This is a genomic window from Intrasporangium sp. (assembly GCF_035280925.1).
Lineage (GTDB): Bacteria > Actinomycetota > Actinomycetes > Actinomycetales > Dermatophilaceae > Intrasporangium.
The window spans coordinates 1-14,230 of sequence record NZ_DATEEY010000150.1 but is presented as its reverse complement, the minus strand read 5'-3'; the positions used below and the strand labels follow the sequence as shown (position 1 = coordinate 14,230).

Genomic DNA, 14,230 nt, shown 5'->3' with positions numbered 1-14,230 from the left:
CCAGGTCGTCCTCCGCATCGACGACGATGACCGTCTCGGCGTCGTCGATGGCCTCGACTCCGTGCCGGATCCGTGCCTCGAACAGGCCGCCGACAACCGCCGCCTCTCCGGGGTGAGCCGTGCAGACGGTGACGTCGTACCAGTCGGTCTCCCATTCGGGGTGCGGCTGGGCGAAGACCTCCACCGCGACCCCCAGCTCGAAGAGGGTGAAGTCGGTCGGGACGACCACGGCGACTCGATGTGCTGGCATTCCTCGACGCTAGGTTTTCGCAGGCACCCGGCCCAGTGGCGCGAATGACATTCAGCGATGGATTCCGGCCATCCGGTCGGGCAGATCGCCGACTCTGGATGGAGTCGCGCCATGGTCCTCCGACTCCATTGATCGGACCGGGCAGGAGCTCTGCAATGCGTTGAGGGCCGACGCTCGAACGGGCCGGCAACCGCCGACCAGCAGCCGGCCCCGGAAGCGAGCAGGAGGCGAGACCAATGCGGATCTTCTTTGCGGGCGCAACGGGTGTCATCGCGCGCCATGCCGTCCCGGAGCTTGTCAGGGGCGGTCACGAGGTGTACGGCTCGTCTCGGTCCTGGCTGGGTGAGGCGAAGCTGCGCCGGCTCGGCGCGCACCCCGTCACCCTGGACGCGACGGATGCGGATGCGGTCCGGGACGCGCTGCGCGGCGTGCGACCGGACGTCGTGGTGAACATGCTGACGGACCTCAAGAGCCCGCCCGGCTTCCGTGATCTCGACGGGACGATGGTCGGCACCAACCACCTGCGCACCGTGGTGACCGACTCGTTGCTCACGGCCGCCGTCGACCTCGGTGTGCGGAGGTACATCGCCCAGTCGTTCGCCGGCTGGTTCAGCGAGCCTGGTGCGGTGGTAGCGCAGGGCGAGCCTGCCAACCTGCTGGTCGACCCTCCCCGGGCGGCCACCAGGACCGTCGGCGCGCTCCGGCATCTCGAGTCGGCGGTCATCGCCGCTCCTGGCGGTGTGGTCCTCCGTTTCGGTGTCCTCTACGGCGAGCGAACGAGCCTCGGGACGTACGGTCGGACGCTGGAGGAGGTGAAACGACGACGGATCCCCGTCGTCGGAGGCGGGCAGGGCGTCTGGTCGTTCTGCCACGTCGAGGACGCTGCTCATGCGGTCGCGCTGGCCGTCGACTCCGAGCCCGCCGGGCTGTTCGAGATCGTCGACCACGAGCCTGCCCCGGTCCATCAATGGCTGCCCGAGCTGGCCAGGGCTGTCGGGGCCAAGGCCCCGCGACACGTGCCGGCTTGGCTGGCAAGGCCGTTCATCGGAGACTTCGGCATCCATCTGATGACGACCGCCCAAGGCGCCTCGAACGACCTCGCGGCAAGGGAGCTCGGGTTCAAGCCACGCCACGAGACCTGGTCCGAGGGCTTCCACACCGGTCTCGGCGGCTAGCGCGGGCCGGACCGGCTCAGCCGGTTGCCAGTCCCAGCCAGGTCGCGCGACCGGTGTAGGTCACCTCGTGGTCCCACGCGTCGGCGGACTGCTCGTGCAGCGTGCGGTACACGGCCGCGATCTCGTCCGGGTCGAACTCCCAACCGGGCGAGACCGCTCCGGCGACGGTGACGGTCGCCACGTGCACACCGGCCGGCCCGTACCGCTCGGCGAGCATCGCGGTGAGGGCGCGAACGCCCGCCTTGCCGAGCGAGAGGCTGACGTGCGACGACACGGGCCGCGGCATCCCGCCGGTGATCACGACGGTCCCGCCTCCCCCTTCCGCCATCGCGGGCGCCAGGCGGGACACGGTGGCGAGGGCGCCGAGCACGTTGACCGAGAAGGCATGGAGGTGTTCGTCGTAGCCGAGCTCTCCGGGTTGGTCAGCCCGGATGAGCCCTGCGTTGTAGACCAGCAGCTCGGGGACGCCCACCTGCTCGACAAGCCCCTCCAAGGCTGCCCCGAGCGACCGCTCATCGGCGACATCGGCGGTCCGGGTTGCGACCGGGCTGCCCCGCGCGACCAGGGCCTCGGCGATCGGATCCATCGACGCGGACGACCGGGCGATCAGGCCCACGGGCTCGCCGTCGTCGACGCAGCGGCGTGTCAGGGCAGCGCCGATGCCCGGCCCTGCTCCGACGAGAATGAGGGAAGCCATGCCCGCGACGCTATTCGCCGCGGCGGAGGGCGGGTGCTGACAAACGGACAGCCTCCGCTTGGTTCGGGCCCGTTGGGACCCATGCGTGGCCGCAGCCATCCAGCCGAGGCGACCCGAGCCCTCACCACCACCGACGCACGCGATGGCAGTAGTCGGAATACACCGACCCCAGTCGCTCGCTCAGGTAGCGCTCCTCGGGCAGGACGGCGCCCCAGTGGAGTCCAACGAAAGCCAACGGCGCAAGGGCCAGGACGACCCACGAGGACACGATCAGTGCCGCCCCGAGATAGAGCGCCAGCAGGCCCACGTAGAGCGGGTTGCGCGAGACCCGATAGGGACCCTCGTCCAGCAATGTCGTCGTGGTCTGCCCGGGCAGGAGCCCGGTCCGCCGGCGCGCAAAGAGGACCAGCGACCAGCCGTTCCACACGACGAAGAACACGACCAACGCCCAGCCGACCACGACGGCGACCGGGCCGAGGTCCACCGAGATCCCCGCCGCTTTCTCAAGGACGATCCCGACGAGCCACGGGACGCCGACGGCGACCGGCGGCCAGAGGCGGAACTGTGGCGCACCACCGTCCCACTCTCGACCAAGCACTCGCCCAGGCTCCTCGTTCTCGCGTCGCCGTCCGTCTGACATCACCGTCCCAGAGCGAGGAGGCGTCGAGACAGTGCCAAATGGTCGCCTCTCGATGGGATGAAGCCATTCCACCGTATGCCGCTGGGCCCCGTCCCAGCCCAAGGCCGGTGGGTGCCACCGACGTCAGCGGGCGGCGTGCCGGGCTGATGACGGAGCAGGTGCGTCACATCCGGCGCGACGTACGTCTCGACCGGCCCTGCAGGTGCGCGGGTCGTGGGCCATGGGCAAACAGCCTTGTGCACTGTCGGCAATCGCATGTCATCGCACCGCGCGGCTCCTACCATTGAGCGGTGACGCTCGTGGAGCGGGATCACTACCTGCGCACCCTGGAGTCGTATCTCGACGAGGCAGCTGGCGGAAACGGTCGCCTGGTCTACGTGTCCGGCGAGGCTGGCGTGGGCAAGTCCTCGCTCGTCAGCGCCTTTGCGTCGCAGGTCGAGAGTCGCGCAGTGCCGTCGGTCGCGTACTGCGACGGGTCCGCGACTCCGTCGCCCCTCGCGCCGCTGCTGGAGCTGCTGCCGACGCTGCCCCCCGGCGTGTGGCCCGAAGGCGCCACGCGACAAGAGATCTTCGCGGCGCTGCTCGTCGCGCTGCGCGAGCCGCCCGACCTCGGGCCGCACCTCGTTGTCGTCGAGGATGCCCACTGGGCCGACCAAGCCACCCTGGATCTTCTCCTCCACCTCGCCCGCCGCATCCATACGTGCCGTGCTCTCGTGATCGTCACCTACCGACGCGAGGACGTCGACGCCACCGATGGCCTGCGCCAGCTCCTCGGTGACACCGCCTCCGCCACCGGCATCCGACGGCTTGACGTGCCGCCGCTGTCTCGTGAGGCCGTGTCGACGCTTGTCGCCCGGCACGCGCGCTCCCATCCGGATGCCAGTCTGGTCGACCCGGCACGGCTGCACGAGATCACGCGCGGCAATGCCTTCTACGTCACCGAGGTCCTCTCGAGTGGCCTCGACACGGTCCCCGAGCGGTGCCGGGACGCGATCGTGGCCCGGGTGGCGGGCCTCTCCGGCGCGACCCAGCAGGCGCTCGAGGTCGTCGCACTCGCGGGAGCCCGAGCGGAGGTCGACCTGCTCGAAGAACTGCTGAGCGCCGGGCTGCCGGCCCTCGACGAAGCGTTGGCACGGGTTCTGCTCGTCGAGGCCGACGGAGCCATCACTTTCCGGCATGAGCTGGCCCGCCGCGTTGTCGCCGAGCAGGTTCCCATGGGTAGGCGGATCCACCAGCACCGTCGACTGCTCGCCGCCCTGGAGGCTCGGGGCGCCGACCCGGCGCGGCTCGCCCACCACGCCGACGCCGCGGGCCTGAGCCAGTCGGCGGTCGAGCACGCCACCGTTGCCGGTCGACGCGCCGCCGACCTCGGCTCCCACCGCGAGGCGGCCCGCCAGTTCCAGCGAGCCCTGGCTCATGCAGCCCGTCTCCCCGGCAACGGGCTGCCTGTCGAACGGGTCGCAGAGCTCCACTGGTCACTCGGCTACGAGCTCTACGTCATCGGTCGCATCGAAGAGGCTTCGAGGGACGTGGAACGCGCCCGTGACATCTGGGAGCAACAGGGGGCGACCACCCGAGTCGGCGACGCCTGGCGCTGCCTGTCCCGCCTGCTGTGGTTCGAGGGACGCAACGCCGATGCCGAGGCTGCGGCGGTTCGGGCGCTCGAGATCCTCGAGGGGCCTCCCACCCCGGAACTCGCCTACGCCTACAGCAACATGACCCAGCTGCACATGCTCTCGAGTGATGCGGCGGCGACCCGCACGTGGGGGGCCCGCACCTTGGGCGTGCTCGACTCCCTGGCGGAGAGCCGCGCGCGGACTGAGCTGCGGGCGCACGCCCTCAACAACTTGGGCACCATCGAGGTCGTCGCCGGCGACCGGGCCGCTGGCATTGCCATGCTCGAGGAGAGCTTGGTGCTGGCGCGCCAGGCGGAGCTGCACGAGCACGCCGCCCGCGCCTACGTCAACCTTGCGTCGAGCGCGATTGCCCAGCGTCGCCACCACGACGCGAGTCGTCACGTGCTGGAGGGGATCGAGTACTGCACGGAGCGCGACCTCGACTCCTGGACGAGTTACCTGCTGGCGTGCGATGCGGAGCTCCAGGTCAATCGGGGCGACCTGGCCGCAGCCGAACGCCGGGCGGAGGCGGTCCTCGCCCACCCGTCTCTGGCGACCAATGCCGCCCTGACCCCACTCGTGAGTCTGGCCCACGTGCGGGGCCGGCGCGGCGAGAGTGGCTTCGAGGCCCTTCTGGCGCGGGCCGCCGCCTTGGCCGACGGGATCGGCGAGGTGCAGGTGATCGCCCCGGTCGCCGCGTTGCGCAGCGAGCTCGCCTGGCTCGCGCGGCGCGATGCCGAGGCGGGTGAGGTTGCCGGCGCGGTCCTGGAGCTCGTCGAGCGAGCGGACTGCCCGTGGAACCGCGGTGCAGTGCTGCGGTGGCTGCCACGGGGTACCCGTCCAGCACACCGGGAGGTAGCACCTCCCTTCGCCGCGGAGCTCGCCGGCGAATGGCAGGAGGCTGCTGCACTCTGGGAGGGACTTGACTGTCCGTTCGACCATGCCCTCGCCCTGGCGCGTAGCGGCGACGGCGGCGCGCTGGCGACAGCGGCAGAGATCTTCGACGGAATCAAGGCCCATGCCGCCGCCGCCCGGTGCCGGGTCGACCTCCGCGCCCTGGGCCTGACGCCACCGCGTGCGCCCGGTCGTGCGACGCGTGACCATCCGAACGGGCTCACGAGGCGGGAGGCCGAGGTGGCTGACCTCGTGGTCCAGGGCCTGTCGGACACGGCCATCGCCGAGCAGCTCGTGATCTCCAGACGCACGGCAGAGCACCACGTGTCATCGATCCTGGCGAAGGCCGGAGTGAGCTCGCGCAGGGACGTGATCGCTTGGTACTCGTCGCCGGAGTGAGCCGGGAATCGGGCCCGTACGCGATCTTTGCCCTCCGTCGTAGGTAGGGCCTCGACTGCCGCAAACATGGGTAGCCATCACCCATGCCCGGACCGATCCCTCTCCGTGACCCTGAAGGCACCGACCACCAGCACGGAAAGGAAAGGCGCGATGCCACTCTTCATGGATGTTCACTCGCTCGGTGACGGCGTCACGATGGACGATGTCGCCACGGCCCACGCGGCAGACCTGGCCACCCAGGGCGCACACGGGGTCAACTACCTGCGCTACTGGGTCGACGAGGAGGAGGGCCAGATCTTCTGCCTCGTCGAGGCGCCGAACGCAGAGGCGGCCAACAGCGTCCACCGGGAGGCGCACGGGCTGGTCGCGGACCGCATCTACGCGGTTCAGGAGGGCAGCTGACATGCGGGCCGTCCTCGCCGGCGGTCTGGCCACCCTGTGCCTGGTCGCTGTGCCGTCGATCGCCGCGGCCCACGGCTCCACGCAAACGCACGGACACACGGCCAAGCTCGCCGAACTGCGCGGTGTGACGGCGTCGTACACGTCGGGGCCGGGCGAGCCCTGGACGACCCGTGTCGTCGATCTCGCAGGAATCAGCTGTATCGAGGACCCAGACGGCCGAGGCGGCATGGGGATCCACTTCGTCGACGTCGGCAACCTCACGGACGGGGAGGTTGACCGCCTCGCCCCGGAGGCGCTCATCTACGAACCTGGTCCCGACGGGTCACTCGGCCTGGTTGCAGTCGAGTACCTGGTCTTCGCCGAGGCCTGGGACGCGGCGCATGCCCGCCCGCCGATCCTCTATGGCCAGCGTTTCGCCCGGGTGTCGGCCGGGAACCGCTATGGCCTCCCCGACTTCTACGAGTTGCACGTCTGGCACGAGAAGGCCAACCGCAACGGCACGTTCAACGACTGGAACCCGGGCGTGCACTGCAACTGATCGAGGGAGGGCGTGAGCGCGCGCGAGTCGGTCTCACAGCTGGATGCCACGGGTCAGTGCGCCGTCGACGACGAGGTTGGTGCCGCTGACCCGGCTCGCGACGGGACTGGCGATGAAGACGACCGGCCCAGCCACGTCAGCGGGCGTGCCCATGTGGCCAGTGGGGTTCAGGCCGACCGCCATCTCGAACAGCTCCGGATTACCGGTCTCGATGCTCGCCCACACGCCACCCTCGAAGTAGGTGTTGCCCGGTGAAACCGTGTTGGCCCGAATCCCCTTGTCGGCCAGTTGCAGCGCGAGTCCGTGGATGTAGCCGACGATCGCGGTCTTCGCTGTGCCGTACGGTCCGGACGCGAAGTCGGACTCCCGCCCCGACACGCTCGAGATCCCGATGATCGACGCGGCGTCGCTCTGCTCGAGGAAGGGCATCGCCGCCCGAACGAGCCGAACCGTGTGCATCACGTCGACGTTGAGGCTGAGCTCCCAGTTCTCCTCGGTGTCCGGGATCGCCAGCGCGCTGACATTGGCGACGACCACGTCGATGCCGCCCATCGTCTCGGCCGAGGTCTGTACCCAGGCCGCAAGCGCCGCAGCGTCGCCCACGTTCACCGCGGTGCCCGTGACCTGGCCTCGGCCGGCCAGCTCGTCGGCAGTCGTGGCGACTGCCTGGGAGTCGCGGGCGCAGAAGCACACCACGGCATCCTCGTCGAGGAATGCCTCGACGATGGCGCGGCCGATGCCGCGGCTGCCGCCGGTGACAAGGACGCGCTTGCCGGCGAGTTGGAGATCCATGTCGTGGCCTTTCGTTGGTGGAGGTGCTGTCAAGTCCGGAGGACGCGAACGCAGTGGGCCTCGGTCGGGCTCACACTGTGCCGAGCGTGCGGGCTCGCTCGCGCAGGTCGGCGTGGATGCCCCCGAGGACGTCCGCTGCCGGCAGCAAGGCCTTGGCTGCCTTGACGACCACGCTGTAGTTGGCGTCGACGACATTGGCGACGGGCACCTGCGTGATCTGCGAGCACAGCTGGTAGGCATCCATGACGTGCATCCCGTGGAGGACGCTCACCCAGCGGACGAGCTCGGCGTTGGCAATGCGCCACGAGTCCTCCATCGGCCGGCTGGAGCCGACGGTCATGATGTGGGTGTCGTCCTCGATCCGCGGCCACCCGGGCGCGTGCCCCTTGACGAGGTCGACGATGAGCGTGCTCGTCATCGCGCCCTCGACCGCGGTGCCGCAGGCCTCACCGTCGCCCTGGCGGTAATGTCCATCCCCGATCGAGAAGAGCGCACCCTCGACGTTGACGCCGAGGTAGACCGTGGAACCGGCCCGCATCTGCGGGGTGTCCATGTTGCCGCCGAAGCGTTCGGGGACGAGGGACGATCGCGCCTCTCCCCCGGCCGGTGCGACTCCGACGGTGCCGAGCATCGGCTCGAGCGGCAGCTCGATGCGGTGGTCGCTGTGGCGGGCGACGAAGCCGACCGTCCTGCGCTCACGGTCCAGCTCGTAGATCCAGGTCGTGTCGCGCAGCGGCTCCTGCAGCGTGACGACGCGGTCGGTGCTCGTCATCCCGCCGAAGAAGGGGATCGCTGCGGACGCGCCCCAGTCGCGAGCTGGCTCGAGCGCGACCAGGTGCAGGACCAAGGTGTCGCCGGGCTCGGCGCCCTCGACGAAGAACGGCCCGGTCTGTGGGTTGACGAAGCGAAGGTCGACCTTGGCGCTCGAGAGGTCGTCGACGCTGCGCAGCGCTCCACCGAAGGCGTCGTCGGACCAGAGCCGGAGGGCGGTGCCTGGCTGGATGCGCATCGTCGGGGCAGCGCCGCCGAATGTGTAGGCGTACTCCTCACGGACGGGCGTGTACTCGATGACGTCCATGGTCGAAGGTACTCGACTGCAGGCTCAGTCGGCCTCCCGTTCCCGCGCCTTTCTCGACTCCCGGTCGTTGGCGCGACCGATGGCCTCGACGAGCTGCTCCTTGGTCATCCGTGACCGGCCCCTGATCTCGAGCCGCTTCGCCACGTCGTAGAGGTGAGCCTTGGAGGCGTTGGCATCAACACCTCCGGCGGTCTCGCCGCCTCGACGGGCGCGGGCACCCTCGCGGGCCGCCTGGGCGTCGGAGGGACCCTTCGCCCTCTTCGGCTCCCAGTGGTCGCCGACCTTCTCGAAGCTGTGCTTGAGCGCGGCGAAGGCCGTCCGGTGTGCGCGCTCGCCCTCGCCGTACTGCTCGACGGCGTTGTCGTGAACCGTCGCCCACAGGTCCTGTGCCTCCTGGGGCGACCGCACGAGCGTTGACGGCATCTCGTCCCGCGCGGGCATGCTGGCCTCCTCGATCAGCGGGACACGAGCTCGAAGAAGGTGGTGCCTCCCCGGAGCCATGTCGCGCACTCCTGCCGGCCCCCGTCATGCTGCTCGACCCAGGTCCGGATCTCGTCGTGGTCCGTCGTCGTCGTGCTCGAGGACGCCATCACTGCCTCCTTGCTCGCCGCTCGTCGCGGTTCGGTCGTGCCTCCGGGGGCTCTTACCCGAACCATCCCCCTGCCATTCAGCCTCGGGTGCGCGCCTGCGAAACTCCCTCCGCTGGATCCAGCTCAACGGTTCAGTCGTCGGCCATGGCCTCGTCTGGGAGCAGTTCGGCGCGCAGTGCGTCGAGAAGGATGGGCCAGAGCTCGGTGATGCGACCAAGCCGCACCGTTCCGTGAGCGCGGGGTGACCGCCACGCAGTAGGCGTATGCCGCTGAGTCGGCTCCCGGCACAACGCTCGCCGTCGTGTCGGCGGGGAGCAAGCCCAGCGCAATACGACACGCGGGTGAACGGCAGGGCCGAGAGCGGCGACTGGGGCAGGATGGTGCTGATGTCCAGCGCGCAGAGACCAGTCGAGGTGCTCGAACCGCCGATCCCGGATCGCGTGCGTCGACCCGCCGACGCGCTGAAGCTGGGTGTCGTCCTCCTCGTCCTCGCTGCCTCGCTCGTCCTCGCCGACGTGGCGGTGGGCACGACGGGGGCGCTGGAGGAGGACCTCGCCGTCGCGACGAGCGGCCTGCCCCGCATCCTCCTCCAGCTCATCAGCTGGCTCTCCGGCATCGGCGTCGTCGTCCTGCCGCTGGCCGTCGGAGCCGATCTGTTGGTCCGCGGCCGGCCGATGCAGCTCGTCCATGCGCTCGCAGCAGCCGGCGTGGCGGCCCTCGTCGTGCTCGGGCTGAGCTGGCTCCTCCTCGAGGGTCGTCTGGGCGACGTGGTCTTTGCCCTGACCCGTCCGCTCGCCGAGGGCCGCACCGACCCGCTGGACGCGGTCATCGTCTCGATGGTGGCGCTGCTCACGGTTGCCGACATCACCGGGCGCAAATGGATCGCCCCGCTGGCGTTCGTGGTGATCGGGTCCACCGCTGTGACGGCGTTCCTCTCGGGCGCCAGCACAGCCCTGGCCGTGTTCAGCTCCTTGCTCCTCGGCTGGGCCGTCGGCCTCGCCTTCCGGTTCGGATTCGGCGCCACCTCGACCCGGCCTCCGGGCCGGGTGATCGCCGATGCGCTCATCGCAGCCGGCGTGCCCCTGGTGCGGCTCGAGGCGGTGGACACGGACGACGCCGGGGACCGTCGCTACCGCGGCACGACGAGCTCCTCGACGGTCGACGTCCAGGTCATGGACCGCGATACCTTCGGGCTCGCCTCCGGCCGACGGCTGCTTCGCCTGCTGCGCCTGCGACAGGGCTCGACCCGCGCTGTGCTGACGCTGCGCGCCGAGGTGGAGCACCGGACCCTCATGGGTCTGACGCTGGCTCACGCGAGGATCCCCGCGCCGCGTCCGGTGGCCGCCCGCGAGGTCGGGCCGTTCTCGGCCGTCGTCGCGTTCCTCAGCCAGGCCGGGACGCCCGTATCGGAGCTCGGGGCCGACCTCGACGATGCCCAGCTCGCCCAGATCTGGCGCATGCACGCCACCTTGCTGCGACTCTGCGTGGCCCACCGGGGCCTCGGTCCAGACACCGTGATGCTCACCGACGACGGCCGTGCCGGTGTCCTGCGAATCGGCGGGGACATCGCGGCCGACGAGCTAAGCCTGCGCATCGACACGGCACAGCTGCTGACAACGGTTGGGCTCGCCGTCGGCGTCGAGCGGGCCGTCCGGACTGCCACCGCCGAGCTCGGAGAGGATGCGGTCGCCCGGGCGCTGCCGCTCCTGCAGCCGCTCGCCATGACGCCGACGACGCGCGCGGCGCTCAAGGAGGACAAGACCCTGCTCGGCGCGCTCCGGGACGAGATCCAGCGCCACCGACCCGTCGAGGAGCCCGTCGAACCCATCGAGCTTCGGCGCGTGACGCTGCGCGGTCTCGTCACCGTCGTCGGCGGTGGCGTCGCGGCCTACCTGGTCCTCACCCAGCTCGCCCAGGTCGACCTGCCCCAGGTCATCGCGAGCGCGAGTCAGGGCTGGGCACTGGCGACCGTCGTGTTCGCCGCCCTGACCTTCGCCGGCGCCTCGATGGCGCTCAGCGGGTCGATCGACCTGAAGTTGCGGTTCGTCCGGACCTACCTGACCCAGCTCGCCGTGGCCTTCAGCGGGCTCGTGGCACCGGCTGCGATCGGCAACATCGCCCTCAACACCCGCTACCTCCAGAAGGCCGGGGCTGACCCGGCGTTGGCCGGAGCCAGTGTCGGGGTCGCCCAGCTGGCCCAGTTCTCCTCGTACTTCGTCCTGCTCATCGTCTCCGGTGTCCTGGCCGGCACCGGCTCGCGGGCCTCCTTCACGCCGCCGGTGGCCCTGGTCGCCGCCCTGCCCATCGTCGTCCTCCTGTTCCTCGCCCTGCTCGCTGTCCCGCGGGCGCGCCGGCTCATCACCGACCGCATAGTGCCCCGGGTCAAGACCGTCATCCCACAGGTCCTCTCGGTGCTCCAGCACCCGCGCAAGCTGGCGCAACTGCTCGTCGGGGCGCTCCTGCTCGACGTGTCCTTCGTGGCCGCCCTCGTCTGCGCGACACGAGCCTTCGGGGCCACACAGCCGATCGCGGCCATCGCCGTCGTCTACTTCGCCGGCGCGATCATCGGCTCTGCCGTGCCAACCCCCGGCGGCCTCGGCGGGATCGAGGCGGCGATGTCCGCGGGCCTGATCGCCATCGGGGTCGACGGGGGGACGGCCGTGTCCTCGGTCCTCCTGTACCGGCTGGCGACGTATTGGCTGCCGATCCCCTTCGGCTGGTACGCCCTCAACCGGCTCCAGAAGCTGCAGGCCATCTGATCGGGACTTCGGAACCTGCGCCGGCCCCTGCTGTCCGGCCGGGACTGACGGAGCTCCAGGCGGGTACGGGTGCGGCATGTCTGCAGACCAGCCGCTGTCATCCCCGGACCTGCCGCCAGCCGCCAAGGCGGCCGTCGGACTGGAGAACGACCAACGACTCGACCCCGCCGTGGCCAAGGCCGCACAGCTGACCCACTCGCTTCGTGACTCAGCGACCGGGTCGGCGCTGCGTGGCGAGTGGATGGGCCACGCCCTTCACCCAGCCCTCACCGATCTGCCCATCGGACTGTTCACGGCGGCGGCAGCGCTCGACCTCCTCGGCGGCAAGGCCACGCATCCAGCCGCCCAGAAGCTCGTCGGCCTGGGGCTGCTCAGTGCCGTGCCCACAGCGCTGACAGGCTGGGCCGAGTGGAGTCGCGCGGACCACCGGGCCCAGCGCGTCGGGATCGCCCATGCGGCCCTCAACGTCGCCTCGCTCGGCCTGTATGCCGGCTCCTGGATGGCCCGCCGCCGCTCACACCACGGGCTCGGAGCGGCACTCTCCCTGGCCGGCTCCGGCATCACGGTCGCAGCCGCCTACCTTGGCGGCCACCTCGTCACGGTGCGCGAAGTGGCAAGCCGTCACCCAGCCTTCACATCCGCCCAGGACGACGCTCAGTTCCTCCCCAGCGGGCCCGGCGCCTACGACACCCACCACGACCTCCGCGAGAACGACCACGCCCCCACCCAGCCTCAGCCGCCCGTGCCCTGAGTGAGGTTGGGCGCCTGACTCGCCCCGTTCCCTGGGCTCCGTGTCGTTCAGGCGGCGACCGGGTGCTTGCGCGGACGTCCCCTGGGTCGCTTCCTGGCGACCACGGTTCCCTGGACGAGGAGCTGCCCGCCCCAGACGCCCCAGGGCTCCTGCCGCTCGAGCGCTCCGGCGAGGCATCGCAGACGCGCGGGGCACAGCCCGCACAGGGTCTTGGCGAACTCGACGTCCTCGGGCCGCTCGGCGAACCAGAGCTCGGCGTCGTGGTCCCGGCACGGGATGGTCTCGCCGACCTCCTGCGCCTCGGTGCCCGGGTCGGGCAGTTCGCTCAGCTGCATCGTTTCACTTCCGTCTCCAGCGCACCGTGAGCGCGGGGCAACACTGCAAGAGGTCGTATGCCGCTGATTCCCTCCAGCTCTGCGCTCGCTCAGCGTTGGGCTGGCAGCGAGCTCAGCGGCATACGGCATCTCATGACACGCGCTGGGACGTGGCGATGACCTCGAGGTCGGCCAGGAACTCGTCGACGATGGCATCCCACTCGGCCGGCCGCTCGAGGTTGGGATAATGGCCGGCGTCCTTGAGGCGCGCGACGCCGCGGCCGTCCCGGACGCTCGCGACGGCCCGCTCACACATGTGGTGGTGGTCGATCCCGTCCAGGTCGCCGACGATGCCGAGAACGGGGACGCTGATCTCGGGCAGCCGCTCCCACGAGCCCACGACGTGGTCCGGCGGAACGATCCCGGGTCGCACGTGGGTCGCGACGAAGTGCTCGTGCATCGTGCGCAGCCGCTCGACGACCGCGGGGTCGAGGTCGTCGAGAGTGCGAGCCGGCCCGGCGGCGTAGTCGAGCTCCGCAGCAATCCACGCGCCCGCGTCCATGGCATCCATGGCGCGCTGGAGCCGGGCCAGCTGGGAGACGGACCACGGATCCTGGAAGACCGGCTCGTTCGTCCCCGCGCCGCTGATGACGAGGGCGCTGACGAGGTCGGCGTACTCGAGCGCCGTGTCCACGGCGGTGCCGGCGCCCATGCTCGTGCCAACCAGGATGGCGGGGCCGGAGTGGAGGTGCGTGATCAGGGCCGCGACGTCGTCGCACTGGCGGAACGGCTCGAACGGTGTCGAGGACTGACCGTGCGCCCTGGCGTCGGGGGCGATGACCCGAGCGCGTGGTGCGAGGTGGTCGATCTGGCCGTCCCACATCCGGCGGTCGACGTAGCCTGCATGGAGCAGGACGATCAGCGCGTCGCCGGCGCCGGTGTCGAGGTAGTCGATGTGGCCGCCTGGCACGTCGAGCTGGGGCATGGTTGGTCCTTCCGTCAGGTCTGCTGGGGGGGCTGGCTGGTGTCGCCGCCGGCCATCGCTTGGAGCTCGAGGACGACGTGGGCAAGGACGCGCACGGTCGCCTCGAGGTCCTCGACGGGAAGTGGCGCGGCCATGTCGTCGATTCGCGCGAGCTCTGCATCGTGCACGTCGCGGTAGGCCGCGCTGCCCTTCTCGGTCAGGGTGATGAGGTGGGATCGCTTGTGGCCCGGGTTTGTTCGCGCCTCGACGTAGCCGAGCTGCTTGGCGTCGTCGACGATCCGCTGGATGCCCTGACGGGTGATCCACAGAGCCCGACCGAGCTGCGGGACGGTCTGCGGGCCGCCGAAGTG

At 70.5% G+C, this 14,230-nt stretch carries 15 protein-coding genes and 1 pseudogene; 6 read left to right on the top strand and 10 right to left on the bottom strand.

The features are described from left to right. Positions 1-250: pseudogene (locus VJN29_RS13980) on the bottom strand (hypothetical protein); the annotation flags it as partial. Positions 251-486: 236 nt separating this feature from the next. Here VJN29_RS13980 and VJN29_RS13975 point away from each other — a divergent pair. Further along, positions 487-1,425 (top strand): NAD(P)-dependent oxidoreductase, encoded by a 939-nt coding sequence (locus VJN29_RS13975; RefSeq protein ID WP_324144240.1) that lies wholly within the window; start codon positions 487-489, stop codon positions 1,423-1,425. 16 nt (positions 1,426-1,441) lie between these two features. On the opposite strand, the gene VJN29_RS13970 is transcribed toward VJN29_RS13975, so the two are convergent. After that, positions 1,442-2,122 (bottom strand): SDR family NAD(P)-dependent oxidoreductase, encoded by a 681-nt coding sequence (locus VJN29_RS13970; RefSeq protein ID WP_324144239.1) that lies wholly within the window; start codon positions 2,120-2,122, stop codon positions 1,442-1,444. Positions 2,123-2,243: 121 nt separating this feature from the next. Then, positions 2,244-2,720, bottom strand: a complete 477-nt coding sequence (locus tag VJN29_RS13965) for an isoprenylcysteine carboxylmethyltransferase family protein (protein ID WP_324144238.1) — start codon at positions 2,718-2,720, stop codon at positions 2,244-2,246. Positions 2,721-3,052: 332 nt separating this feature from the next. Here VJN29_RS13965 and VJN29_RS13960 point away from each other — a divergent pair, with 332 nt between their 5' ends. The 3 genes from VJN29_RS13960 to VJN29_RS13950 all read left to right on the top strand — a co-directional run bounded on the left by VJN29_RS13960 (position 3,053) and on the right by VJN29_RS13950 (position 6,611). After that, the gene (locus VJN29_RS13960; protein WP_324144237.1) at positions 3,053-5,671 is read left to right on the top strand and encodes an ATP-binding protein; all 2,619 of its coding nucleotides are present in this window, start codon (positions 3,053-3,055) and stop codon (positions 5,669-5,671) included. Positions 5,672-5,821: 150 nt separating this feature from the next. Then, positions 5,822-6,073, top strand: a complete 252-nt coding sequence (locus tag VJN29_RS13955) for a DUF4242 domain-containing protein (RefSeq protein WP_324144236.1) — start codon at positions 5,822-5,824, stop codon at positions 6,071-6,073. Position 6,074: 1 nt separating this feature from the next. Continuing rightward, complete coding sequence (locus VJN29_RS13950) at positions 6,075-6,611, top strand: hypothetical protein (RefSeq protein WP_324144235.1); 537 nt, start codon at positions 6,075-6,077, stop codon at positions 6,609-6,611. A gap of 33 nt (positions 6,612-6,644) precedes the next feature. Here the strand turns inward: VJN29_RS13950 and VJN29_RS13945 are convergent, their stop codons facing one another. The 4 genes from VJN29_RS13945 to VJN29_RS13930 form a co-directional block, all read right to left on the bottom strand. Continuing rightward, positions 6,645-7,403: an SDR family NAD(P)-dependent oxidoreductase gene (locus VJN29_RS13945; RefSeq protein ID WP_324144234.1), complete on the bottom strand. Its 759-nt coding sequence runs from the start codon at positions 7,401-7,403 to the stop codon at positions 6,645-6,647. 70 nt (positions 7,404-7,473) lie between these two features. Next, complete coding sequence (locus tag VJN29_RS13940; protein WP_324144233.1) at positions 7,474-8,481, bottom strand: acetamidase/formamidase family protein; 1,008 nt, start codon at positions 8,479-8,481, stop codon at positions 7,474-7,476. A gap of 24 nt (positions 8,482-8,505) precedes the next feature. Further along, positions 8,506-8,922, bottom strand: coding sequence for a ChaB family protein (locus tag VJN29_RS13935; protein ID WP_324144232.1), 417 nt, complete (start codon positions 8,920-8,922; stop codon positions 8,506-8,508). Between the two features lie 14 nt (positions 8,923-8,936). Then, positions 8,937-9,071 (bottom strand): hypothetical protein, encoded by a 135-nt coding sequence (locus tag VJN29_RS13930; RefSeq protein WP_324144231.1) that lies wholly within the window; start codon positions 9,069-9,071, stop codon positions 8,937-8,939. Between the two features lie 386 nt (positions 9,072-9,457). Here VJN29_RS13930 and VJN29_RS13925 point away from each other — a divergent pair, with 386 nt between their 5' ends. Both VJN29_RS13925 and VJN29_RS13920 read left to right on the top strand, forming a co-directional pair. Beyond that, positions 9,458-11,830: a lysylphosphatidylglycerol synthase transmembrane domain-containing protein gene (locus VJN29_RS13925; protein ID WP_324144230.1), complete on the top strand. Its 2,373-nt coding sequence runs from the start codon at positions 9,458-9,460 to the stop codon at positions 11,828-11,830. A 76-nt stretch (positions 11,831-11,906) separates the two neighbouring features. Next, the gene (locus tag VJN29_RS13920) at positions 11,907-12,581 is read left to right on the top strand and encodes a DUF2231 domain-containing protein (protein ID WP_324144229.1); all 675 of its coding nucleotides are present in this window, start codon (positions 11,907-11,909) and stop codon (positions 12,579-12,581) included. A 47-nt stretch (positions 12,582-12,628) separates the two neighbouring features. Here VJN29_RS13920 and VJN29_RS13915 read toward each other — a convergent pair whose 3' ends face one another. The 3 genes from VJN29_RS13915 to VJN29_RS13905 form a co-directional block, all read right to left on the bottom strand. After that, positions 12,629-12,916, bottom strand: a complete 288-nt coding sequence (locus VJN29_RS13915) for a WhiB family transcriptional regulator (RefSeq protein ID WP_324144228.1) — start codon at positions 12,914-12,916, stop codon at positions 12,629-12,631. Positions 12,917-13,046: 130 nt separating this feature from the next. Then, positions 13,047-13,880 (bottom strand): alpha/beta hydrolase, encoded by an 834-nt coding sequence (locus VJN29_RS13910; RefSeq protein WP_324144227.1) that lies wholly within the window; start codon positions 13,878-13,880, stop codon positions 13,047-13,049. A 14-nt stretch (positions 13,881-13,894) separates the two neighbouring features. Beyond that, positions 13,895-14,230: MarR family winged helix-turn-helix transcriptional regulator (locus VJN29_RS13905; RefSeq protein ID WP_324144226.1), on the bottom strand; the 336-nt coding region annotated here is incomplete at its 5' end.

What these genes read in the sequence shown, in the direction of transcription:
- VJN29_RS13975 (WP_324144240.1), top strand. Translation starts at nt 487, where the DNA reads ATGCGGATCTTCTTTGCGGGCGCAACGGGTGTCATCGCGCGCCATGCC.
- VJN29_RS13970 (WP_324144239.1), bottom strand. Translation starts at nt 2,122, where the DNA reads ATGGCTTCCCTCATTCTCGTCGGAGCAGGGCCGGGCATCGGCGCTGCC.
- VJN29_RS13955 (WP_324144236.1), top strand. Translation starts at nt 5,822, where the DNA reads ATGCCACTCTTCATGGATGTTCACTCGCTCGGTGACGGCGTCACGATG.
- VJN29_RS13950 (WP_324144235.1), top strand. Translation starts at nt 6,075, where the DNA reads ATGCGGGCCGTCCTCGCCGGCGGTCTGGCCACCCTGTGCCTGGTCGCT.
- VJN29_RS13945 (WP_324144234.1), bottom strand. Translation starts at nt 7,403, where the DNA reads ATGGATCTCCAACTCGCCGGCAAGCGCGTCCTTGTCACCGGCGGCAGC.
- VJN29_RS13940 (WP_324144233.1), bottom strand. Translation starts at nt 8,481, where the DNA reads ATGGACGTCATCGAGTACACGCCCGTCCGTGAGGAGTACGCCTACACA.
- VJN29_RS13935 (WP_324144232.1), bottom strand. Translation starts at nt 8,922, where the DNA reads ATGCCCGCGCGGGACGAGATGCCGTCAACGCTCGTGCGGTCGCCCCAG.
- VJN29_RS13930 (WP_324144231.1), bottom strand. Translation starts at nt 9,071, where the DNA reads ATGGCGTCCTCGAGCACGACGACGACGGACCACGACGAGATCCGGACC.
- VJN29_RS13925 (WP_324144230.1), top strand. Translation starts at nt 9,458, where the DNA reads ATGTCCAGCGCGCAGAGACCAGTCGAGGTGCTCGAACCGCCGATCCCG.
- VJN29_RS13920 (WP_324144229.1), top strand. Translation starts at nt 11,907, where the DNA reads ATGTCTGCAGACCAGCCGCTGTCATCCCCGGACCTGCCGCCAGCCGCC.
- VJN29_RS13915 (WP_324144228.1), bottom strand. Translation starts at nt 12,916, where the DNA reads ATGCAGCTGAGCGAACTGCCCGACCCGGGCACCGAGGCGCAGGAGGTC.
- VJN29_RS13910 (WP_324144227.1), bottom strand. Translation starts at nt 13,880, where the DNA reads ATGCCCCAGCTCGACGTGCCAGGCGGCCACATCGACTACCTCGACACC.